Below are 22,759 nucleotides of genomic sequence, written 5' to 3'. Positions count from 1 at the left end.
CACTGCCACTACGGATTCGTGACGCGGACTCCTTGAACGAAGATGTTCACGGAATCAACATCAAGCCCTAACATTTGTTCTAACTGGTACTTCACTTTTGTTTGAACGTTATAAGCCACTTCAGAAATTTTCGTCCCATAGCTTACGATAATGTACATATCGATATGAATCTCGTCGTCTTCTTCCCGAATCACGACACCACGACGAAAGTTTTCCTTCCCTAATAAATCTGTAATGCCATCTTTAATTTGTTTTTGTGAAGCCATTCCAATAATACCATAGCAGTCAATTGCCGCTCCGCCTGCAATCGTGGCAACGACGTCTCGTGAAACATCGACAAGACCAAGCTGGGTTCTCATTTCAATTGCCATTTCAATTCCTCCTTCAATAGCACAAACTGCATGCGTTATCGCCATTTTACTATAACATATCTTAATTTAAAAGCGGTTTCCCATCATTCCACTGTCAAGCCAGTTTACTTGATAAACTTTCCTTAAGGCTCTTGCAATCTCCGGGGTGCTATGCTACTATATCTAAGTATGATTTCGAGAGTGGATCGTATTGGACTGTCGGATAAGGAGGTGCATCGAATTGGCACGTAAATGTTACATTACAGGTAAACAAGCTCGCAGCGGCAACAAGCGTTCACACGCACTGAATAAAACAAAACGCCGTTGGGGTGCTAACGTTCAAAAAGTACGCATTTTAGTTGACGGAAAGCCAAAGCGTGTTTATGTATCTACACGCGCACTTAAATCAGGTAAAGTAGAACGCGTTTAATCCGGGCCTGTCTTAAAAGGCCGTTTTCTTTTTAAGACTGCCCAATCTGCTATTACTATGTGCCGCAGTGACTCCGTTCATTGCTTAGAGGGTGGCCTAAAAGCTTTTTCGCTTTTAGGCCACCCTCTTTTTCACCTGTGCTTCGGGGTGTGGCAAAAGGTGTCGCACTCTACCTCTGACACACCCCCTGTTGAGCCATGAATGCTCCATTACCCCTTTTTGAATGAATTCAATACCGCTCTGACAACTCCACCCAGAAATTTAGGCAGCTTGATCGTGTAGAATTTCATAGCTCCTCCTCCTCAACGTGAATAGCCCGGAGAATCGTTTACATGACTCACGACCAGAGGGCTTCATGTGGCTACATACTCACTCTCATCAACTTATTAATGAAGGATAATGATTAGTGCTCTTTTTAACTAATATATGCAAACCTGATAAACTATTCCTCTTTTTTCATTGTTTCGCTGCACTTCATCATATTTGCGTCCATCATCCTTGTCTTCTTATCCTTATGTTATGCCTTCCTCCTCAATATATGTCAGAAGAATACGGCGTGTGCACGGTGGGCGTATGTTTCATGAAAAGATTGAACGAGGCTTGTTTCCAAAGGGTGCTAGGGAGATCCGCCCCTCCTGAAATAGACTTCCTTTCCACGGGAAGCTGGTGAGCCTTTTCTTGGAGTCTTCGTCTACTTCTTCCTTCCCTTCTACGAAAAAAAAGCAGTACAAACCAAGGCGATGGTTTGTACTGCTAATGCTTGCTAGTCACGTTCGAGGATTTTTCAAATCTATTCTTTTAGAGCCGGTCGGGCCGAAAGAGAAAGACTTCCTTTTCATACTCTGTCCCTATCCGCGAATCTCGGCAATGGCCGCGGCGCGGTCCTGTTTGTTATAAATCGCCGATCCGGCGACCAATACATTAGCGCCGGCAGCGATACAGCGCTTGGCTGTTTCCTGGTTAACACCGCCGTCTACTTCAATTTCGACATCCAGTCCCTGCTCGTTGACGAGCGTGGCGACCTGCTCAATTTTCGGCAGGACTGATTCAATAAAGCTTTGTCCGCCAAAGCCCGGATTGACCGTCATTAACAGCACTAAATCGAGATCGGCCAAAATTGGTTCAATCATCGTCACAGGAGTAGCCGGATTTAAGACAACCCCCGCCTTTTTCCCCTGCTCTTTAATCAGGTGAACCGTCCGGTGCAGATGAGGACACGCTTCGGCATGCACAGAAATAATATCCGCTCCCGCCTTGGCAAACTGCGGAATATACAGATCAGGATTTTCAATCATTAAATGAACATCAAGCGGAAGCGAGGTAACGGGCCGGAGCGCGTCAACGATTAACGGGCCGATCGTAATATTCGGTACGAAATGTCCGTCCATCACATCAACATGGATGTAATCGGCACCTCCTTGTTCAACTTCCTTTACTTCTTGCCCCAATTTTGCAAAATTGGCTGAAAGAATCGAGGGGGCAATCTTTATCATGAATCATACCTCCGTTTTTGATTTTTAATTTCGTTTAAAAACAACTGATAATGCTTATATCTTGATTCCTCAATCTCTCCTGCCTCTACCGCTTCTTTCACCGCGCAGCCCGGCTCGGCGATGTGCGTGCACCCTCTAAATTTGCAGGCCGAGGCGCGCTCCTCCATTTCCGGAAAGCAGGCCGATAAATCCTGAACCTCCATCCCGATAAAATCAAGCGAGCTAAATCCGGGTGTGTCAGCGACGAGTCCTTCACCGATTGAAAGCAGCTCGACATGCCTGGTCGTATGCTTTCCGCGGCCGAGATGAGTCGAGATATGATTCGTTTCAATATTCAGCTCCGGCTGAAGCGTGTTCAGCAAGGAAGATTTGCCGACGCCGGATTGCCCGGCGACGACACTTACCTTATTGGCGATATGCGGCAAAAGGTCTTCCATTTCATTCATCTCCACCGTCGAAGACAGCAGGACAGGATAGCCGATTTTCTCATAGCGCTTCTTTTCCTGCTCCATCTTCTCCTGCAGGACCGCATCGGCTAAATCCATCTTGCTAATGACGATTAACGGCTCGATCCGGTTGACTTCAATATGAACGAGAAAGCGGTCCAGCAGTAGCGGACTGAAGTCGGGCTCAATCGCCGAGAAGACAAGAATGGCCTGATCAACATTCGCGATAGGCGGCCGTATGAGCTCATTTTTTCGCGGAAACACGTCAAGAATATAGCCGTCGGTCCGGTTTTCTGCTTCAAATTCGACCTCATCTCCAACAAGTGGTTTAATTTGCCGCTTCCGGAAATTGCCCCGTCCCCGGCATTGAAACAGCCCTTCCTCATTTCGAACATAATAAAATCCGCTTAATGCTTTCACAATCATTCCTTTTGCCACTGAACCTGAATTCCTCCTTCATTTGTTATCCGTATCATTTGCACCGCCGAAACATTGTTTTATTCATACGTGTATTGTCTGGACGTGTGAATTTGCTGGCCATTGACGTACACTTCAAATGATCCGCTTTGGGATGGGCTGACGCGAAGAGGCACGGCATAATGCTTTGTTTCCTGAATCGTCTCCTCGACAAACACTTGATCTTCCCCGTTCGTTGTCGCATCACGATAGACAATGCGAATATCAAATGTCTTTCCGGCTTCCTGGTCTTCCTCTGTCACGACAACGTCCTGGTTCACTTCAAACAAACGCGTCGGTTCTTCTTCCTGTTGCGGCGGCTCAGGTGGCCGCTCCGGCTCTCTACCTTGCGAAAGGACAATCGTTACTTCATCACCCGGCTTCAGCATCGTGTAAGGACCCGGCGTTTGACTGATGACTTCACCGGCAGCGACGGACGCGTGGTGTTGCGACTGGAAGCGGCCAACCAGGCCAGTTGATTCAAAATAAGATCGCACCGCCTCCTCCCGCTCACCAACCAGGTTGCGCAGGCGGATTTCCGATTCGACGCTATACGTCAAATAAATCGTCGTTTCCTCCGCAATCACTCGCTCGCCTTCTTCCGGCCGTTGGGCGAGGACAATACCCGGCGGCTGTTCATTCGTCTCCTGCTCAATCTTTTCGACCGTGAAATCAAGGTCGGTTAACAGCTGCTCTGCCCGCTCAATCGGCAGGCCGACATAATTATCAAGCTCCACTTCTTCCACGCCGAGACTGACAAACAGCGTGACGGTCGCATTTTCTTTGACTACGGAGCCTGATTGCGGGTTTTGTCTGACCACATGATCGCGCGGAATCGTGCTATCCTCGATATCCTCCCGTACGACGGTCAAGTTCAATTGAGTTAACTCCTGCTCAGCCTCTTCAAACGGAAACTCCGTCACATCGGGCACTTGCACTTCCGCGACGCGAAACAGGCTCGGCAATACGGTAAAGGCAGCAGCGACCGCCCCGGCAAGCAGGACGAAGGCAACGATCAGCACGATCAGCCATTTACGTTTTCTTTTCTTCTTTGGTTTCTTACTTGCCGGAGGGATCGTCGCTTCATCGCCATTTTGTCCGGTCTTTACCGGCGGCGCTTCAACCGTCTTTTCCAGGTCCTTCTCATCCGGAATATCACGAATGATCGGGATCGCTTTTGTTTCTTCCTCATCTTCCTCTGCTTCCTGAAGCGGCGCTTCATTGATTCTCTCAGGGGACAAGGCAGTCGCGATGTCCTCTTCCATATCATGAACCGTTTCATAGCGTTTCAGTGGATCCTTCATCGTTGCTTTGCGAATAATATTCTCAATGCTTTGTGGCAAAGAGGGAATCACCTTTTTCGCTGAAGGGACATCATTTTGCAAATGCTTAATCGCGATCGAGACCGCCGTATCGCCGGAGAAAGGAAGAAGCCCAGTCACCATTTCATAGAGGACAATTCCTAATGAATAAATGTCCGATTTATACGTGACATGTCCGCCGCGCGCCTGCTCCGGTGACAGATAGTGAACCGAGCCCATCACCGAATTTGTATGCGTAATCGTCGCCGCGGAAATCGCTCTGGCAATTCCGAAATCCGTCACTTTTAACGTGCCGTCATGGCTGATTAAAATATTGTGCGGTTTAATATCCCGATGAATAAAATGATTGGCATGAGCGTGAGCAATCGCCGCGAGCATCTGCTCCATATAGTCAACGGCCTCTTCAACCGGAAGCGGACCATTTGACTGAATCAGCTCTTTTAATGTTTGCCCTTCAACATACTCCATCACGATGTAATAAGTATTTCCTTCCTCACCTACGTCAAAAATATTAACTACATTAGGGTGAGCAAGACTTGTTGCCGCCTGAGCCTCACGGCGAAACCGTTTGATGAACTGCTCATCATCGGAAAACTGAGGCTGAAGAACTTTCACGGCGACAAAGCGATCAAGAATGACATCAAGCGCCTTGTACACATTGGCCATCCCGCCGCCGCCAATGGCTTCCAATATTTGATAACGACCACTAATACGTTGCCCGATCATGCCTCGTTCTCCTCAACAGGAAGCGATCGATAATCGACAAGCGCGACCGTAATATTGTCTTCTCCTCCACGTTCGTTCGCAATCGCAATCAGTCGCTTGGCGATCTCCTCAATCGGCTCATCACTTTGCACATGGGCACGAAGCTCTTCCTGAGTTACTTTATTGGAAAGCCCATCCGAACATAAAAGAATCCTCTGCTGCTCCTCCACCTGAAGAGTCACGACATCAATCTCGATTTCCTCTTCGGTCCCAAGGGCGCGCAAAAGCACGTTCTTCCGTGGGTGATCCTCTGCTTCCTCCTCGGTCAACTGGCCTTTGCGTACCAATTCCTGCACAAGCGAATGATCGGCTGTTTTTTGCTGAAAGCCTAGCTGATTGCTAATATAAGCGCGCGAATCGCCGATATGGGCAATCGTGACAAATTCCTCGGTACAAACAGCGATGACAAGCGTTGTCCCCATTCCTTGACAGTCTTCATAGGTCTGGGCATGCTGATACAAGCGCTCATTAAGCTGCATACATTGCTCATGTACCCAGTTCTCCACTTCAGCCGCAGAAGAAAATGTCGTATTTTTTTCCCAGATTGAGCGGAAGTAGTCAGTGGCCATCGAGCTGGCGACATCTCCTGCCCGGTGCCCCCCCATTCCATCTGCGACGATTGCTAAAATTCCGGTTTCGTTTTTAAAAACGCCGCCGCTATCCTCATTATGAGGTCTGCTTTTGCCAACATCCGTTCGAAACGTAAAATCCATAAAGCGCTCACCCCGTTTCTTCTTTTTACCTTTGTTCTATCATACAGCCTGCTTTCCGGCAAAATGACGAAATCGTGCTTCCGTTTGCGACGGGCATTATTGCTTGCGTAAGCGTGCAATAAAGAAGCCGTCGGTTTGAAAATCTGAAGGAAGAATCGTCACATAACCGTCACGGTATCGCCCACCGTCTACTACGCGCTGCGGCAATCGTTCAGATAAGGAAGAATCAAGCTGAAAGTCAGGATGAGCCGCTAAAAAGTGCTGGATCTGCTCTTCATTTTCCTCTTTTTCAATCGTGCACGTGCTATAGACTAGCGTCCCTCCGCTTTTGACCAACGGGGCAACAGCAGCTAAAATGTCGGCCTGTACGGCTTTGATCTTCCCAATATCTTCTTCTTTTTTCGTCCATTTAATATCCGGCTTGCGCCGAATAACACCCAGTCCCGTACATGGAGCGTCAACGAGCACACAATCAAACTGCTCCGGCCCGGTTCGCTGCGGCAGTACTCGTGCATCACAGGACTCCGCTTGAATCGAGGTCAATCCAAGGCGCATGGCCTGCTCGCGGATCAGCTTCACTTTATGCTCGTGCAAATCGTAGGCAAAGACGGTTCCTTCATTGTTCATTTGTTCGGCAAGATGCGTCGACTTTCCTCCCGGAGCCGCACAGGCATCGAGAACGTTCATCCCCGGCATGGCGCCGACAGCTCCGGCGACAAGCATCGAGCTTTCATCCTGAATTGTAATCTTCCCCTCTTCATATAGAGAGCTGGTGAATACATTTCCCTTTTCGATCACTAACGCGTCAGGAGCGAGATCGCCTGCTCGGACCTCAAGTCCTTCCGCCTCAAGCCGGCTGATCGCTTCAGCAACCGTCGTTCGTACCCGGTTGACCCTGACTGTGACAGCAGGTGGTCGCAGGCTTGTTTCACACATCTTTCTCGTTTCCTCATAGCCATACTGGCTTTCCCAGCGCTGAACGAGCCATAACGGAAAGCTCGTTTCCAGTGCAAGCCGTTCAAGCGGCTCTTTAACAGCAGACAGCTCCGGCACACCCTGACGCAAAAAGGAGCGCAGCACGCCATTGACCATTCCGCTGATTCCACTATGCCCTCTTTTTTTGGCGATCGTAACCGCTTCATGAACGACGGCGCGCTCCGGAATCCGATCGAGATAGACGATCTGATAAATCGAAAGCCTGAGCAGCACCTTGACCCAGTCATCAAGCGAGCTGACCCCTTTTTTGACAAATGGCTGCAAATAATAATCGAGCGTATCCCTTCGTTGAATCGTGCCGTACACAATTTCAGTCAACAGCCCGACATCTCGCCGCTCAAGCTTTGTCCGCTTGACCGTCTGGTTTAGCAGCAAATTGCTGTAAGCCTGATTTTTTTCAATTTGAAGCAGCACCTCTAAGGCCACCTCGCGAATCGTTTTGTTCATCTCATTCTCCTAGCTTCATTCCGATTGTTAAATGAGCCCCCGCACCTCTAATAAAAGATTCGGCCGGCATTTTTTTCTTTCCTGCGGGCTGCAGCTCGGTTATTTTCAGCGCTACTTCATTTCCGGTCGAAACGACGATTCCATCCTGTTCAAGCGCGATAATCGTTCCCGGCTCCGCTGCTTGTCCGCTCACCTTGTCGGCCTTCCATATTTTCAGCGGCTTTCCTTCAAGCAGCGTAAAGGCGACCGGCCAAGGATGGAGCCCACGGACGTGGTTGTAAAGCGCTTCGCCCGTTTTGTTCCAATCAAGCTGTTCCATTTCCCGCGTAATGTTGCGGGCAAATGTGACTTTGCTTTCATCCTGCTCCTGCGGAGTAAGCTCGCCCTTGACAAGACGCGGCAACGTTTCAAGCAGCAGCTTCGCACCGGCTTCGCTCAGCTTGTCGTGCATGCTGCCGACATCATCCCTCTCTTCAATCGGTACTTTCACCTGACTGAGAATCGCACCGGCATCGAGCTTTTCAACCATGTACATAATCGTCACGCCCGTTTCCTGCTCGCCATCGATAATCGACTGGTGAATCGGGGCCCCGCCGCGGTATTTCGGTAAAAGCGAGGCGTGGACATTAATGCAGCCGAACCGCGGAGCGTCCAGCAGCGCTTTCGGCAGCAGCTGGCCAAAGGCCGCCGTCACAATCAAATCCGGCTCGTAAGCCAGCACTTCCGCCAGCTGACCGGGCTCTGATACCTTTGTTGGCTGCAAGACCGGGATGCCGTGCTTTTCAGCCTCGCGCTTAACCGGCGGCGACGTCAACACACGTTTGCGGCCAACGGGTCGATCCGGCTGGGTTACAGCGGCAATCACCTCGTAGCCGTGCTCAAGCAGTTGCCGTAAAATCGGTACAGAAAAATCCGGCGTTCCCATAAACATGATCTTCATAGTTGTTTCCTGCCTTTCTCTTCAAACACTGTTCCTTTCCTTACGCGAACAAATAAGGATGCATGTCAATCGACACTTGCAAGTGCCCCTGATTGATGTCGCGCATGAAATGCTGCTGGATTTCCCGCAGCGTTTGCCGTAACTCTGGTTCATTCCTGTATTTTATCATGCATTGATAGCGATATCTATCTTTTATCCGCGCCAGCGGAGAAGCGACAGGGCCGAGCACGATCGTTTCGTCTGCCAGCTCCCGCTTCAAAAAGGCGACGATTTTTTCCGTGACATCGATCACCTTCGTGATTTCCGGATGAGAAACATTTATCAGCACGATAAAGACATAAGGCGGATAGAGCCCCTGCCGGCGGTGACCCATTTCCACCTGAAAGAAATGCTCATAATCATGAGCTTTCACATGCTCAATGCTGTAGTGCTCCGGAGTATAGGATTGAATGACGACTTCCCCTTCAAGTTCATGACGTCCCGCGCGGCCGCTAACCTGCTCAAGCAATTGAAACGTTCGTTCCGCCGAACGAAAGTCGGGAATATGGAGCATCGCATCAGCCGCTAATACGCCCACGAGCGTAATCCGCGGAAAATCCAATCCTTTCGCGACCATTTGCGTGCCGAGCAAAATATCGGCCTCCCCCCGGCCAAAAGCGGACAGCAGCCGCTCATGCGACCCTTTTCTTCTCGTCGTATCAATGTCCATCCGAATGACGCGGGCTTCCGGCAAAACTTTCGCCAGCTCTTCCTCAACCTTTTGCGTGCCGGAACCGAAAAAGCGAATATGCTCACTGCCGCAGGAGGCGCATGTTTGCGGCATTCGCTCCTCATGCCCGCAGTAATGGCATTTTAATGCGTGCTGGCTGCGATGATACGTTAGCGAAATGTCACAATGCTCACATGTCGCGACATAGCCGCAGTCACGGCACATCACAAATGTCGAATAGCCGCGGCGGTTCAAGAGAAGCACGCACTGCTCATTTTTCGCCAGTCGGTCCTTTAACGCTTCCAGCAGCCGGACGGAAAACATCGAGCGGTTGCCACGGCGCAGCTCTTCGCGCATATCGACGATTTCGACCACAGGCATCGCCCGACTGTGAACCCGTTCGGTCAGAGGCAGGAGATGATACACTTGCTTTTGCGCCCGCGCGTATGATTCAAGCGACGGTGTCGCGCTCCCTAAAATGACCGGGCAGTTGTAATAGTGACCGCGAAAAATCGCGACATCGCGGGCATGGTAGCGCGGATTTTCTTCCTGCTTGTAGCTCGTTTCATGCTCTTCATCAATAATGATGATGCCGACATTCGTAAATGGAGCAAACATCGCCGAACGAGCACCGACGACGACCTGAACCTCCCGGCGCTGGATTTTGCGCCATTCATCGTATTTTTCACCGACGGAAAGAGCGGAATGCAGCAGGGCGACTTTCGAACCGAAGCGCCCTTTGAACCGTTGCACCATTTGCGGCGTGAGCGAAATTTCCGGGACGAGCACGATCGCTTCCTTCCCTTGCTTCAGCGCATGGTCGATCGCCTGCAAATATATTTCTGTTTTGCCGCTTCCGGTTACCCCGTGTAGCAGAAACGTTTCATGCCGCTCTTCATCAAGCGACGAAAGGATCGGCCGGATGACAGCAGCCTGCTTTTCCGTCAGCGGCAATGGTTCCGTCCGCTCGTACTCGACATGAGCGAGTGGATCGCGATACACCTCCTGCTCGCTTTCCTGCAAATAGCCTTTATCGAGCAACGCTTTCACCGTCTGTCTCGTCGTTTGTCCTTCTGCCATCACTCTTGCCATGGAAAGCGGCCCGGTTTGCCGCTCCATAAATGCAAGCAGCTCGGCTTGCTTGAGCGCCCGCTTTGGCAATGGCTCAAGCTTCTCGTAATTGGCGGCAAGCTGAAGATAGCGTTCGGTTTTTTTCCGTCCTTTTTCCTCAACTTGATAATGAACCTCGATGTGGCCCGCTTTAATCGCCCGCTTCAGCTCCTTCGCCAGCGCTTTATTTTGCCCGATCACCTCCGTCCAGGCCATGACATCCCGTTCCTGAAACAGCGGCTGCAGCGCCGGTGCCAGCTGATGCAGTTCGTCAGCGAGCTTCAGCTCCTTTTTGACCTTCGTCCGCAGCGCCGCCGGAATCATCAGCTGGTAGGCCGACACCTTAAAGCAAAGCGTTTGCTCTGACAGCCAGCTGCCGAGCGCGAGCAGCTCCGTTGTTAAAACCGGGGTCGCATCAAGCAGATCAAAAATCGGCTTCGGTTTTTCGACGTTTGTCGTGTCTGAAAGCCCGATCACAAAGCCTTGAATTTTGCGGGGACCGAACGGAACGACGACTCTCATTCCCGGCTCGATCACGCCTTCCCATTCTGCCGGAATCAAATAATCAAATACGCGGTCCGTTTGTGAGCTGGGGACGTCAACAATAATTTGGGCGATCATGACTGCTGCTGCCTTTTCATGTAGTCAAGCAGTTCATCGAAAATCCGCCGGGCTGCTTCCTGCTTCGACAGCAGCGGATATTGCTTCGTTTTGCCATCACGGGTAAGAATTGTAATGATATTCGTATCTCCTTTAAAGCCCGCTCCGCTGGCAGAAATATCGTTGGCGACAATCAGATCAAGGTTTTTCGCCTCAAGCTTCTTTGCCGCATACTCTTCGACCTTTTCCGATTCAGCCGCAAAGCCGACGAGCAGCTGAGACTGCTTTTGCTCTCCCAATGTTTTCAGGATGTCGATCGTCCGTTCCATTTCAATTGCCCATTCGCCGGGCTGCTTTTTGCGCTTCTCCGTAAACACTTCCTTCGGCCGGTAATCAGCTACAGCCGCGGCTTTAATAACGATATCGGCATCGGCAAACTGACCGGTGACGGCCTCGTACATCTCCTGCGCCGTTTCAACCGCCACCCGTTTGACCCCCTTTGGACAAGGAAGCGCCGTCGGACCGGATATTAAGATGACGTCAGCGCCTTCCCGCTGCGCTTGTTCAGCAATCGCATAGCCCATTTTTCCTGAGGAGTGGTTCGTAAAATAGCGGACCGGATCGATTTTTTCCTGTGTCGGGCCGGCCGTGACAACCACTTTCTTCCCTTTCAGTCGCGGCTGTTCGAGCATCGCAAAATGCTTGTCGAGTACAGCGAGAAAAACGTCCGGTTCCGCCATTCTGCCGCGGCCCGTCCAGCCACAGGCCAAATAACCGGCTTCTCCTTCGATAAGACGATACCCGTCCTTTTGCAGCGTCTCCAAATTGCGGCTGACAGCCGGATGCTCGTACATATTGACATTCATCGCCGGCGCGAGATAAACGGGTGCTTTCGTCGCCAGCAAGGTTGTCGTCACAAGATCATCGGCGAGCCCCTGTGCCAGCTTGGCGATCATATTGGCCGTTGCCGGCGCGATCACGACAACATCGGCCCAGTCGGCGATCTCAATATGAGCGATTTTTGTCGGATCAGGCTCCTGAAACGTATCGAGATAGACCGGCTGACGCGACAAAGCCTGAAACGTTAACGGCGTGACGAATTCCTGAGCGGATTTTGTCATCATGACCTTCACCTCGGCCCCCGCCTGAACGAGCTTGCTCGTCAGCGCAGCTGCCTTAAAGGCGGCAATTCCACCACTTACCGCAAGTAATACCTTCTTTCCTTTAAGCATAGCATTTCCCCTACTTTCCTTAGCTTCCTCCAGGTAAGAAAAAGAAGAGGCTGTCTCAACAGGTCACATGATACCCTTTGAGACAACCTCAAATCAGCGCATAAAGCCTGCGAATCAAGCATCATCAAGGCTTTTCGGCGATGCCGCTCAGATGGATATCCAAGCGGCAAACAGGATAGCATTCGGCTTCCCTGCCCCTTAAAAAATCGGGTGCCAGACTGCTATTCGTTCTCGTTTGCTGAAATTCTTTCATACTTTAAGTGATCGCCGACAATTTCCTCGAGCGCTACGCCGACCGGCTTATGAGAGACCGGACGTTCAACCATCGGGCCGCGCGCGGCGTTTTCGCGAATTTCACGCGCTCGTCTTGACGACACCGTCACTAACGTATATTTTGAGTCTAGCTTTGATAGCAATGAATCAATTGAAGGGTATAGCATTTAGTCAACCTCCACTAGTTGTTTATATTTTTCAATTAAGCGTTCCCGCTTGCAATGTTCGGCCGTGACAATCGCTTTTATGCGGTCAACCGCCAGATTGACTTCGTCGTTCTCGACGACGTAATCATATTTCTCCATCATCTCGATTTCTTCGCGCGCCACGGTCATTCTTTTATTAATAATATCCTCCGTCTCCGTTCCGCGTCCAACAATTCGATTGCGGAGCTCCGCCAGGCTCGGCGGCATTAAGAAAATAAAGACGCCTTCCGGGAAACGCTCCTTTACCTTCAAGGCACCTTGCACTTCGATCTCGAGGATAATATCATGCCCTTTGTTAATCGTCTCCCTGACATAGTCGATCGGCGTTCCATAATAATTGCCGACATATTCCGCCCATTCAAGCAATTCATCCTGCTCAATCATTTTTTCAAACTGCTCCCTTGTCTTGAAAAAATAATTGATTCCGTCGACCTCGCCGGCCCGGGGAGCTCTCGTCGTCGCCGATACCGAGTACTGAATCGCTGTTTTCTCTTTACGCAATGCCCCACAGACAGTTCCTTTGCCAACTCCTGCCGGTCCCGATAATACTAGTAATAGACCTTTCTCCTTCTTCATAGGAACCTCCTACACCATCCTTCACGCTCTATCTAATATGTATTCTAGCAAAAGAAACGCTGATTAGCGAATCAATGCGCCTTAGGCCTCTTCCGCTCCGTCTTCCTTCGTCGTCAGGCGCTGAGCAACTGTTTCCGGCTGAACCGCGCTTAAAATAACATGGTCGCTGTCGGCGATGATCACTGCTCTTGTCCGTCTGCCGTAAGTCGCATCAATCAGCATATTGCGGTCTCTAGCATCTTGAATAATTCGTTTAATCGGTGCTGACTCTGGGCTGACTATCGAAATAATCCGGTTTGCTGAGACGATATTTCCAAAACCGATGTTAATTAATTTAATATTCATGGGTATACCCTCCACTTCAGAGAGCAGCAACACTCTCAACAGTATTATCCAAACTAATCTTACTATATACGAAAATTCGTTCGAATTCTAGCGTCTATTCAATATTTTGCACCTGCTCTTTGATTTTCTCAATAAAGCCTTTCATTTCCACGACATGCTGCCTGATTTGCGTGTCAAGAGCCTTCGAGCCAATCGTATTCACTTCGCGGTTCATTTCCTGTACGAGAAAGTCGAGACGTCTGCCGATCGCCTCATCAAGCTGACAATAATGGTCGAACTGGGTTAGATGCGAGCGCAGCCTGACAATTTCCTCGCGGATATCGGCTTTATCAGCCAGCAGGGCGACCTCCGTCAGCAGGCGATCGTGATCAAGCTCGACCTCCTTCAAATACTCCTGCAAACGCGCTTTGATTTTTTCCTGATAGTCTCCGAGCATGCTTGCCGCCTGGCGTTCAACCTGGTCACAAAGCAAGGCAAGCTGCCGCAACGATTCGGCAATATCATGGAAGAGATGCTCTCCTTCCTGCAGCCGCATTTCATTTAAAGACGCCAGGGCGAGCGCGACAGCTTCTAAAATCGCATTCTCCATTTCCTCGGCCCGTTCCCCCGTATCAAGAGTGACGGTAGCGATTTCCGTATGTAAGAGCAGGGATTGCGCATCGAGCCGCTGCGATTCGCCATGAGAAAGCCGGCCGGCAATCAAATTCGCCGCTTCGATATACTGGTCGAGCAACGCGGTGTCAACCGTCAGCTTCTTCAGGCTCGTTGCATCCTGCTCAATCGTCACAAAAAGATCGACTTTTCCTCGTAAGATCTGCTTTTTCACTTGCTTCCGAATCGCTTCTTCACATTTCAGCAAGTGGTGGGGAAGACGAATATGACATTCCTGAAAACGTTGATTCACCGCTTTCAGCTCCACCGTCACCGTACCGAAGCTCGTTTTGACCGAGGCAGTGCCATAGCCTGTCATACTTTTCACATTATCACATCCACAGCTGTATTTTTTTTGAACAAGTGGTAAAGAGCGGGCTCATCCTACAAGGAGTTTATCATATTGCGCCAGCCGGATAAATCCTTCTGCTCGAAAAGCAAAAAGAGGATGAAAAAAAGGTTGGTTTTCCCTTTTTTCTCATCCTCGAAGCAGGGTGCGGAACCGCCACGATCGTTCAAGCGGGTTTCTCACAACAGCCTGCCCGCAAATGTTGTCCTTCTTGCTACTTCCGCGCTAACTAGTTTTGCCTCAAACTCGAGGCAGGAACGAAACGGAGAGACTGCCGTGTTTTTTCCCTTCCTCCCCGACTTCTGTCCCGGTTCTCAACACCACTCATTTGCTGGCCGCTTTGCTTCTTTTCATGAATTGAAGGCCGCCAAGGACGACGGTTGGAATCGAGGCCATCGCCAAAACGAGCAGCCATTCGCGTTCTGTCAAAGCGACCGTATGGAAGATCACCTGCAATGGCGGATAATAAATGACAGCGAGCATCAGCAATGTCGAGATCAGGACCGCCCCGACCAAGTAGCGATTTTCAAAAAGATTGCGATGATAGATTGAATATTCGCTGCGGCAATCAAATACATGAATCAATTGCGCCATCACGAGCGTGACGAAAGCGACGGTTTGCGCGCGAATCAGCTCATCCGGATGAGCCTCAAGCGTCAGCGAGAAGGCGACGAGTGTCACGACGCCAATCATAAAGCCCCGGCTTAAAATTTTCCACGTCAGGCCGCGGGCAAACACCCCCTCCGTCGGACTTCTAGGCGGACGCTTCATCACATCCCCTTCGGCCTGATCCATGCCGAGCGCCATCGCCGGCAGCCCGTCAGTGACGAGATTGATCCAGAGAATCTGAATCGCCACTAAAGGAAGCGGCATCCCGAGCATCATCGCAAAAAGCATCACCAGAATTTCACCGACATTGGACGCCATCATATAACGGATAAATTTGCGGATGTTTTCGTAAATGTTCCGTCCTTCCTTAATCGCCGCTTTAATCGTCGCGAAATTATCATCACTCAAAATGAGCGAGGACGCTTCCTTCGCGACGTCCGTGCCGGTGATTCCCATCGCAATCCCGATGTTTGCCGCCTTGATCGCCGGGGCATCATTGACGCCATCACCCGTCATGGCGACAATATGACCTCTCGCTTGGAGCGCCTTGACGATTTTTAATTTATGCTCGGGCGACACGCGCGCATAAACGGCAACATCGTCAACAACCTGCTCCAGCTCAGCAACGCTCCACTTGGATAACGTCGCGCCATCAAGCACCTTGCCGCCCGCAGTTAAAATCCCGAGCTGGCCGGCGATCGCCGCCGCTGTCCCTTTATGGTCGCCGGTGATCATCACCGTTTTGATCCCGGCTTGGCGGCATTCCATAATCGCTTCCTTCACCTCCGGCCGCGGCGGATCAATCATTCCCTGCAAGCCGATGAAGATTAAGCCGCGCTCCGCCTCAAATGCTTGACGGCAATCCTCTTCCCGGTCGAGCGGACGATAGGCGATCGCGATCGTCCGCAGCGCCTGAGCCGCCATCTGATTCACAACCTGGCCGACTTCATTTTTTCTGGCTGGCGTTAGCGGCTCCTCAGCTGTCCCGTAGACGAGGCTCCTACATTGGGTCAGGATGACGTCGGGAGCTCCCTTTGTTATGACATAACGCCGGCCGTTCCGTCCTTTCACAATAACCGACATCATTTTTCTCGTCGAATCAAACGGAAATTCCTTTTCCCGTGAAAAATGCTGTGAAAGCTCTTCTTGATCGTAGCCGGCCTTCATCGCCGCGACGACGAGCGCCCCTTCCGTCGGATCACCGTCAAGCACGTATTCCTGCTTCTGTCTGCGCAGCAATCCTTGTTTTTCTGTCCTGAGCTCAAGAGTGGCGTTGTTGCACAGCCAGCCGTAGCTCAGCAGCTGCTGGAGCCTGCGGCTTTGCTGAGGATCAGCCTGCTTGCCATGCTTGAAAAACGTCCCTTCCGGCTCATAGCCGCCGCCCGTCACCTCCCATGCGGCACCACCGACCCACAGATGGGTGACGGTCATTTTATTTTGCGTTAACGTGCCTGTCTTATCTGAACAGATCACCGACGCGCAGCCGAGCGTTTCAACAGCCGGGAGCTTTCGGACAATCGCCTTGCGTTTGATCATCCGCTGTACACCAAGCGCCAAAGCGACGGTGACGATCGCCGGCAAGCCTTCCGGAATGGCCGCAACAGCAAGCGATACCCCCGCTAAAATCATCGTATAAAGCGCATGCCCCTGGACTACCCCGATCAGGACGACTAAGGCGGTCAGCACGAGCGCGACGGCGATTAAAATTTTGCCCAATTGTTCAAGCCGCCGCTGCAAAGGCGTGACAAGCGTTGTCGTTTCCTGCAGCAAATGGGCGATTTTTCCCATTTCCGTTTTCATTCCAGTCGCAACAATGACGCCGACGCCACTCCCCTGAGTCACAAGCGTCCCCATAAAAGCCATATTACTTTGATCGGCAATTTCGACATTGCTCGGCACAAGCACTTGCTCCATTTTATACACAGGAACAGATTCGCCTGTCAAAGAGGATTCTTCAATCCGCAAACCGCTTGTCTCAAGCAGCCGAAGATCGGCCCCAATCCGGTCCCCGCTCGTCAGCTTGACGAGATCTCCCGGCACAACCTGAGTCGAAAGCACCTTGACCCAGCGCCCTTCCCTGAGCACGGTCATTTGCGGCGCCGACAGCTCCTTCAACGCATCGAGCGACTTTTCCGCCTTGCGCTCCTGAACGAAGCCCAAAATCCCATTTAAAAGAACGATTACCATAATCGTCAGGGCGTCGATATACTCGCCCAGCAAGCCTGAAATCAAGGTCGCCGCCAGCAGAACAAGAACCATAAAGTCTTTAAACTGGCCGAAAAAAACGAATAACGCCGAAGGACGCTCCTTTTCCTCCAGCTTGTTTCCGCCATATGTGCGAAGCCGCTTCTTCACCTCCTGCTCTGACAGCCCGTCATGCTTATCCACTTGTAATGCGTGCAGTACGTCATTTTCCGGCATTTGATACCACTTCATTGCGACACCTCTGTTTCCCCATGATAGAACGGCTCATGTTTTTCTGTTTCTTATACAAGCCATCTTATTCAGTCAAATTGAAAAACATGCTATACTCGGATAAGCAATTCATTATCGCAATTTATACGCCGCTTACATAAGGAAGGATGAAAAAGCCATGTCATTTGATGGATTTATGACAAGGGCGATCACAAACGAGCTCTCCCATTTGTTGACGTCAGGAAGAATTTCTAAAATATATCAGCCGTTTAAAACGGAACTGCTTTTTACAATTCGCGCCCGCGGAAAAAACCACCAGCTCCTGCTTTCGGCCAACGCCAATTTCGCGCGCATTCATGTAACGACCGAGAAGTATGACAATCCGGCTGTTCCGCCGATGTTTTGCATGCTGCTGCGCAAGCATCTGGAAGGAAGTCTGATTGAAAGCATCGAGCAGCTTGAGATGGAACGGATCATCATTTTCACGTTGCGCAGCAAGGACGAGCTTGGCGACGAATCGTTCAAAAAGCTCTATGTGGAAATTATGGGACGCCACAGCAACATCACGCTCGTCGATGCCGAGTCAGGCCTTATTTTGGACAGCATCAAGCATATCAGCCTGTCCCAAAGCAGCTACCGGACCGTGCTTCCGGGCCATGCGTATAAGCTGCCGCCAAACCAGGAGAAAGCTGATCCATTTGCGCTCGATGAGGAGCAGCTGTTGCGGCGGATTGATTTCAACGCCGGGAAAATCGACCGCCAGCTCGTCGAACAAATTGCCGGTCTTTCCCCGCAGCTCGCTGCTGAAATGCTGTACCGCGCCGGCTCTGTCGTTAATAAAGCGACGTTGCCGCCAGCCGTGCTTGACGTCATTTCCATGGCACGCGAGCACCGCTATCAGCCGGAAATGCTCGTCACAAAGCAAGGCAAGGAGCTATTTTCCCCTTTTTCTTTGCAGCATGTCGACGGAGAGAGAAGACATTTTGCCACGGTCAGTGAGCTGCTCGACCGCTTTTATTTCGGCAAGGCTGAGCGCGATCGCGTCAAGCAGCAGGCTCATGATCTCGAACGCTTTCTCCGCAACGAAAAGCAAAAAAACGAGAAGAAAATCAAGAAACTCGAAAAAACGCTGAAACAGGCCGAGCAGGCCGCGCTCTATCAAAAGCTCGGCGAACTGTTGACCGCCAATCTCCACCTCGTTCCACGCCATGCGAAGGAGATCGAGGTGATTGACTATTACGACGAAAATGCGGGCAAGATCATCATTCCGCTCGACCCGCAAAAAACCGCCTCGCAAAACGCGCAAAGCTATTTCAAGCGTTATAACAAGGCGAAAAATTCGCTGAAGGTCGTCGAAGAGCAAATCAAAAAAGCCGAAGAGGAAATCGTTTATTTTGATCAGCTCATTCAGCAAACCGAATCAGCCGCCCCTCGGGATATAGAGGAAATCCGTGAAGAGCTAATGGAGGAGGGCTATCTTCGCCGCCGTCACGCGCCGAAGAAGAAAAAGAAAGAGACGAAGCCGCAGGTAGAGCAGTACTGTTCTTCAACCGGAATTGACTTTTTTGTCGGCAAAAACAACAAGCAAAATGATTATGTAACAAACACGCTCGGCCGCCAGGATGAAATTTGGCTTCATACGAAGGACATCCCCGGCTCTCATGTGCTGATCCGCAGCACCGACCCTGACGAGACGACATTGCAGGAAGCGGCCACCGTGGCCGCCTACTTCAGCAAAGCGCGCCAGTCAAGCTCTGTGCCGGTCGACTACACGCGCATCCGCCATGTCAAAAAGCCGAACGGAGCCAAGCCCGGCTTTGTCATTTATGAACAGCAAACAACGCTGTTCGTCACCCCCGACGAAGACCTCGTCCGGTCATTGCGGAAATAAAAAAGACGCCCTATTATTTTTCAGATCGCATAAACAAATCAAAAGAGCCTTGCTACATCTAAAAATGTAGTAAGACTCTTATCTTTTTTTGATCCAACTTAGTAGTCTATCCCAAGGAGACTGCGGCTTCGGCTTGCACGTGCGAGCAGGAAAGAAACCCATTTTCCTGCTCGCTTTAAAACATGGTGCAGCCTATGCTCGCGGCTTCAGAAATAAAAAAGAGGAACGTCACCTCTTTTTTTGATCCAACTTAGTAGTCTGTCCCAAGGAGACCGCGGCTTCGGCTTGCACGTGCGAGCAGGAAAGAAACCCGTTTTCCTGCTCGCTTTAAAACATGGTGCTGCCTATGCTCGCGGCTTCAGAAATAAAAAAGAGGAACGTCACCTCTTTTTTATTTCTTTACTTTAATCCAGTCTGTGGAGGCTGGGTCTTTGCGCCATTCGGCGAGGCGTTCCATTTCTTCTTCGGTCAGCGTGCCGTTTTCCATCGCGACTTTCAGCAGCTCGGAATAAGAGGTGAGAATGTACGTCGGCAGCTTGGCTTCCTTGAGCGCCTCTTCCGCTTTTTTGAATTCATATGTAAAAATAGCGACAACCCCTACGACTTCGACGTCATTCTCCCGGAGTGCCTCAGCGGCCTGAATGACGCTTCCTCCGGTTGAAATCAAATCTTCCACAAGGATCACTTTCTGTCCCGGCTCGACTTTTCCTTCAATTTGATTCTGCTTGCCGTGTCCCTTCGCGCTTCCACGGACATAGATCATCGGCAGTTCCAGTGCCTCACTTAACAAGGCAGCGTGCGGAATCCCGGCTGTTGCCGTGCCGGCAATGACATCGACGTCAATCTTTTCTGTTTTCACATAGTCGACGAATCCTTGAATGATCGTCCGGCGAACTTCCGGGTACGAGAGTGTCAGGCGGTTGTCACAGTAAATCGGCGACCGGATACCCGATGTCCATGTAAATGGTTGATTTGGGCGGAGATGAACCGCTTCAATGTCTAATAAATAACGGGCAATACGTTCTCTCATGCTTTTCCCTCCCATTCGTTTTTCATCTCTTGGTAGACCTCATACGGGCGCTCAGCCGTTGTGATGCTTCTTCCGACGACGATTGCCGAGCTTCCAAGCCGGTACGCTTCACCCGGGGTGACGATCCTGATTTGATCACCGGCCGCATCCTCTTGTCTGCGAATGCCGGGGCAAACCGTGTAAAAATCCGGGCCACAGGCTTCATGAATCAGCGGCACCTCCTGCGCCGAGCAGACGACACCTTCGATTCCGCTTTCTGCGGCTGATTTCGCATAAGCGCGGACAACATCCTGCAAAGGCTCGCCAATCAGCAGCTCTTTCGCAAGCATCTCCGCATTTGTGCTTGTCAATTGAGTGACCGCGATCAAAAGCGGACGTTGCTTGCCGGCTGGCGTCCCTTGCTCCAGTCCTTCACGCGCCGCTGTCATCATTTTCTTTCCGCCGGCCGCATGGACATTGACGACATCGACGTCAAGCTCGGCAAGGCTTCTCATCGCCCGTGAGACCGTATTTGGAATATCGTGCAGCTTCAGGTCGAGAAAGATCTGATGCCCTGCCTGCTTCAGCTCTTCCACAACCGCGCGTCCTTCACGGTAAAATAACTCCATTCCGACTTTCAAAAAAAGCCGTTCATCATCAAACTCGGCTAAAAGCTGCCGACGTTTTTCCTTACTATCAATATCCAACGCGATCATAAGGGGACGTTGCATGTTTCCTTCCAGCTCCCTCCAATAAGATCTGTGACGTGTTCGACTCCAAGCTCATCTAAGCGAAGGGGGAGTTGTTCAATAATCGTCGGACAAACTAACGGGTCGGTGAAATTCGCCGTTCCAACAGCGACTGCGCTCGCTCCGGCCAGCATGAATTCAATGACGTCATCAGCCGTTTGAATCCCGCCCATTCCGATAATCGGAAGATCGACGGCCTGACTCACCTGGTGAATCATCCGGATCGCAACAGGCTTGACGGCCGGTCCTGACAAGCCGCCGTAGCCATTCGCTAAAATCGGCCGGCGTGATTTCAGATCAATCCGCATCCCCAACAATGTATTAATCATGGAAAGCCCATCCGCTCCGGCAGCCTCCACCGCCTTGGCGATGCTGACAATATCAGCGACATTCGGGGAGAGCTTGACATAGACAGGCACAGCTGATACATTTTTTACTTCACGAGTCAACTCTGCGGCCACTTCGGGAATCGTTCCAAAGGCAATCCCGCCCTGCTTAACGTTCGGACAGGAAATATTCAGCTCGATCGCGGCGACATTGGCGGCTTCAGAAAGGCGGGCCACTGTCTCCACATAGTCATCAATATTCGTTCCGGCAACGTTGGCAACAATCGGCACATCATAGCGCTCGAGCCACGGCAGCTCATTGGCGAGCACGGATTCGAGGCCGGGATTTTGCAGGCCGATCGCATTCAGAATACCACTGGCGGTCTCAGCGACACGCGGCGTCGGATTACCGAAACGCGGCTCAAATGTCGTCGCTTTGATCGCAATCGCCCCTAATTGAGCCAAATCAAAATAGTCGGCGTATTCTTTCCCGAAGCCGAAGCAGCCTGAAGCAGGCATGATCGGATTTCGCATCGTTAAACCAGGTAAATTGACAGCTAAACGGTTCATAGCACTACCTCCCCTACAGCAAAGACAGGTCCATCTGTACACACTTTCCGGTAGCTTGTCCCCGCTTCATCTCCAGCGACATGACAGACGCAGGCGAAGCAGGCGCCAATCCCACAGCCCATCCGTTCCTCAAGCGATAAAAACGCCCGTTGATCGGCATATAAAGCCGAAAGAGCCTCAAGCATTGGGGTCGGTCCACAAGCATAAAGTGTATCACATTCCAGCGATTCGCGCGAGATCACATCTGTGACAAATCCTTTCGTTCCTCTCGTTCCGTCAACGGTCGCGACATAGGTCGGTCCCAGTTCTTTAAATTCCTGCTCATAAAAGACATCTTCGGCCGATTGAAAGCCGAGAATATGAATGACATTGACGCCTCGTGCCAGCAGCTGCTTTGACAAATAATAGAGAGGAGGGACGCCTACCCCTCCACCAATCAACAAGGCCGTTTCCCCGCGCTCTGTCGCCTCAAGCGGGAACCCGTGACCAAGCGGGCCAAGCACGTCGAGCGCCGTCCCCACTGGCTTGGCCGCGAGGCGCGCTGTTCCTTTCCCTTCGATCCGGTAGAGCATTTTGACCTGCTTCCGTTCAAGATCGACATCGCAAATACTGACCGGTCTGCGCAACAGCAAATCGTCTGTTTCACTGACGCGAAGATGAAGAAATTGTCCCGGTTCTTTCATTAAGCCGGCAAGCTCACCCTCACATGTTACTTCGACGACATTTCTAGTCAGCTCTCTTTGATTGATGATCGTTAGTAAGCCTTTTTTCATCGTTGTCC

Annotated in this window: 21 protein-coding genes; 2 read left to right on the top strand and 19 right to left on the bottom strand. The window is 51.0% G+C overall.

The features are described 5' to 3' along the window. Positions 1-8: 8 nt before the first annotated feature. The gene (locus M3202_RS03580; RefSeq protein WP_251192108.1) at positions 9-371 is read right to left on the bottom strand and encodes an Asp23/Gls24 family envelope stress response protein; all 363 of its coding nucleotides are present in this window, start codon (positions 369-371) and stop codon (positions 9-11) included. A gap of 220 nt (positions 372-591) precedes the next feature. On the opposite strand from M3202_RS03580, the gene rpmB reads away from it, so the two are divergent. Continuing rightward, positions 592-780 carry a 50S ribosomal protein L28 gene (gene rpmB, locus M3202_RS03575; RefSeq protein WP_251192107.1) on the top strand — a complete coding sequence of 63 codons (189 nt, stop codon included), beginning with the start codon at positions 592-594 and terminating at the stop codon, positions 778-780. Positions 781-989: 209 nt separating this feature from the next. Here rpmB and spoVM read toward each other — a convergent pair whose 3' ends face one another. The 14 genes from spoVM to M3202_RS03505 all read right to left on the bottom strand — a co-directional run bounded on the left by spoVM (position 990) and on the right by M3202_RS03505 (position 17,454). Continuing rightward, the gene (gene spoVM, locus M3202_RS03570) at positions 990-1,070 is read right to left on the bottom strand and encodes a stage V sporulation protein SpoVM (protein ID WP_010898652.1); all 81 of its coding nucleotides are present in this window, start codon (positions 1,068-1,070) and stop codon (positions 990-992) included. A 558-nt stretch (positions 1,071-1,628) separates the two neighbouring features. Continuing rightward, positions 1,629-2,273 (bottom strand): ribulose-phosphate 3-epimerase, encoded by a 645-nt coding sequence (gene rpe / locus M3202_RS03565; protein WP_251221976.1) that lies wholly within the window; start codon positions 2,271-2,273, stop codon positions 1,629-1,631. Further along, the gene (gene rsgA / locus M3202_RS03560; protein ID WP_251221975.1) at positions 2,270-3,157 is read right to left on the bottom strand and encodes a ribosome small subunit-dependent GTPase A; all 888 of its coding nucleotides are present in this window, start codon (positions 3,155-3,157) and stop codon (positions 2,270-2,272) included. Before rsgA ends, rpe begins: the two co-directional genes overlap by 4 nt. A gap of 59 nt (positions 3,158-3,216) precedes the next feature. After that, complete coding sequence (pknB, locus tag M3202_RS03555; RefSeq protein ID WP_251221974.1) at positions 3,217-5,223, bottom strand: Stk1 family PASTA domain-containing Ser/Thr kinase; 2,007 nt, start codon at positions 5,221-5,223, stop codon at positions 3,217-3,219. Further along, the gene (locus M3202_RS03550; protein WP_251221973.1) at positions 5,220-5,975 is read right to left on the bottom strand and encodes a Stp1/IreP family PP2C-type Ser/Thr phosphatase; all 756 of its coding nucleotides are present in this window, start codon (positions 5,973-5,975) and stop codon (positions 5,220-5,222) included. Before M3202_RS03550 ends, pknB begins: the two co-directional genes overlap by 4 nt. A 96-nt stretch (positions 5,976-6,071) precedes the next feature. Then, entirely contained in the window at positions 6,072-7,418 is a 1,347-nt protein-coding gene (gene rsmB / locus M3202_RS03545; RefSeq protein WP_251221972.1) for a 16S rRNA (cytosine(967)-C(5))-methyltransferase RsmB, read from the bottom strand. Between the two features lies 1 nt (position 7,419). Then, entirely contained in the window at positions 7,420-8,358 is a 939-nt protein-coding gene (gene fmt, locus M3202_RS03540; RefSeq protein WP_251221971.1) for a methionyl-tRNA formyltransferase, read from the bottom strand. A 40-nt stretch (positions 8,359-8,398) separates the two neighbouring features. After that, positions 8,399-10,798: a primosomal protein N' gene (gene priA / locus M3202_RS03535; RefSeq protein WP_251221970.1), complete on the bottom strand. Its 2,400-nt coding sequence runs from the start codon at positions 10,796-10,798 to the stop codon at positions 8,399-8,401. Continuing rightward, entirely contained in the window at positions 10,795-12,009 is a 1,215-nt protein-coding gene (coaBC, locus tag M3202_RS03530) for a bifunctional phosphopantothenoylcysteine decarboxylase/phosphopantothenate--cysteine ligase CoaBC (protein ID WP_251221969.1), read from the bottom strand. The genes priA and coaBC overlap by 4 nt, the downstream gene beginning before the upstream one ends. 221 nt (positions 12,010-12,230) lie before the next feature. After that, positions 12,231-12,449, bottom strand: coding sequence for a DNA-directed RNA polymerase subunit omega (gene rpoZ, locus M3202_RS03525; protein WP_251221968.1), 219 nt, complete (start codon positions 12,447-12,449; stop codon positions 12,231-12,233). Then, on the bottom strand, positions 12,450-13,064 hold the full coding sequence (gene gmk, locus M3202_RS03520; protein ID WP_251221967.1) for a guanylate kinase: 615 nt from the start codon (positions 13,062-13,064) through the stop codon (positions 12,450-12,452). A gap of 81 nt (positions 13,065-13,145) precedes the next feature. After that, positions 13,146-13,409, bottom strand: a complete 264-nt coding sequence (gene remA, locus M3202_RS03515) for an extracellular matrix/biofilm regulator RemA (protein WP_251192096.1) — start codon at positions 13,407-13,409, stop codon at positions 13,146-13,148. Between the two features lie 94 nt (positions 13,410-13,503). Further along, entirely contained in the window at positions 13,504-14,379 is an 876-nt protein-coding gene (locus tag M3202_RS03510; protein ID WP_251222232.1) for a YicC/YloC family endoribonuclease, read from the bottom strand. Between the two features lie 354 nt (positions 14,380-14,733). Continuing rightward, positions 14,734-17,454: a calcium-translocating P-type ATPase, SERCA-type gene (locus tag M3202_RS03505; RefSeq protein WP_251221966.1), complete on the bottom strand. Its 2,721-nt coding sequence runs from the start codon at positions 17,452-17,454 to the stop codon at positions 14,734-14,736. Positions 17,455-17,611: 157 nt separating this feature from the next. On the opposite strand from M3202_RS03505, the gene M3202_RS03500 reads away from it, so the two are divergent. Continuing rightward, complete coding sequence (locus M3202_RS03500; protein WP_251221965.1) at positions 17,612-19,324, top strand: Rqc2 family fibronectin-binding protein; 1,713 nt, start codon at positions 17,612-17,614, stop codon at positions 19,322-19,324. 391 nt (positions 19,325-19,715) lie between these two features. Here the strand turns inward: M3202_RS03500 and pyrE are convergent, their stop codons facing one another. Genes pyrE through M3202_RS03480 form a run of 4 tightly spaced genes read right to left on the bottom strand, consistent with a single transcriptional unit; the run spans position 19,716 to position 22,751 of the window. After that, positions 19,716-20,354 carry an orotate phosphoribosyltransferase gene (gene pyrE / locus M3202_RS03495; RefSeq protein WP_251221964.1) on the bottom strand — a complete coding sequence of 213 codons (639 nt, stop codon included), beginning with the start codon at positions 20,352-20,354 and terminating at the stop codon, positions 19,716-19,718. Then, the gene (pyrF, locus tag M3202_RS03490; RefSeq protein WP_251221963.1) at positions 20,351-21,064 is read right to left on the bottom strand and encodes an orotidine-5'-phosphate decarboxylase; all 714 of its coding nucleotides are present in this window, start codon (positions 21,062-21,064) and stop codon (positions 20,351-20,353) included. The genes pyrE and pyrF overlap by 4 nt, the downstream gene beginning before the upstream one ends. Then, positions 21,046-21,978 carry a dihydroorotate dehydrogenase gene (locus M3202_RS03485; protein WP_251221962.1) on the bottom strand — a complete coding sequence of 311 codons (933 nt, stop codon included), beginning with the start codon at positions 21,976-21,978 and terminating at the stop codon, positions 21,046-21,048. Before M3202_RS03485 ends, pyrF begins: the two co-directional genes overlap by 19 nt. Further along, positions 21,975-22,751 carry a dihydroorotate dehydrogenase electron transfer subunit gene (locus tag M3202_RS03480; RefSeq protein WP_251221961.1) on the bottom strand — a complete coding sequence of 259 codons (777 nt, stop codon included), beginning with the start codon at positions 22,749-22,751 and terminating at the stop codon, positions 21,975-21,977. Before M3202_RS03480 ends, M3202_RS03485 begins: the two co-directional genes overlap by 4 nt. Positions 22,752-22,759 lie beyond the last annotated feature (8 nt).

It is taken from the genome of Halalkalibacter oceani (assembly GCF_023715605.1).
GTDB classification, from domain to species: domain Bacteria; phylum Bacillota; class Bacilli; order Bacillales; family Bacillaceae_D; genus Halalkalibacter; species Halalkalibacter oceani.
The sequence above is the reverse complement of the archived record's forward strand: the minus strand, read 5'-3'. Positions and strand labels throughout refer to the sequence as shown.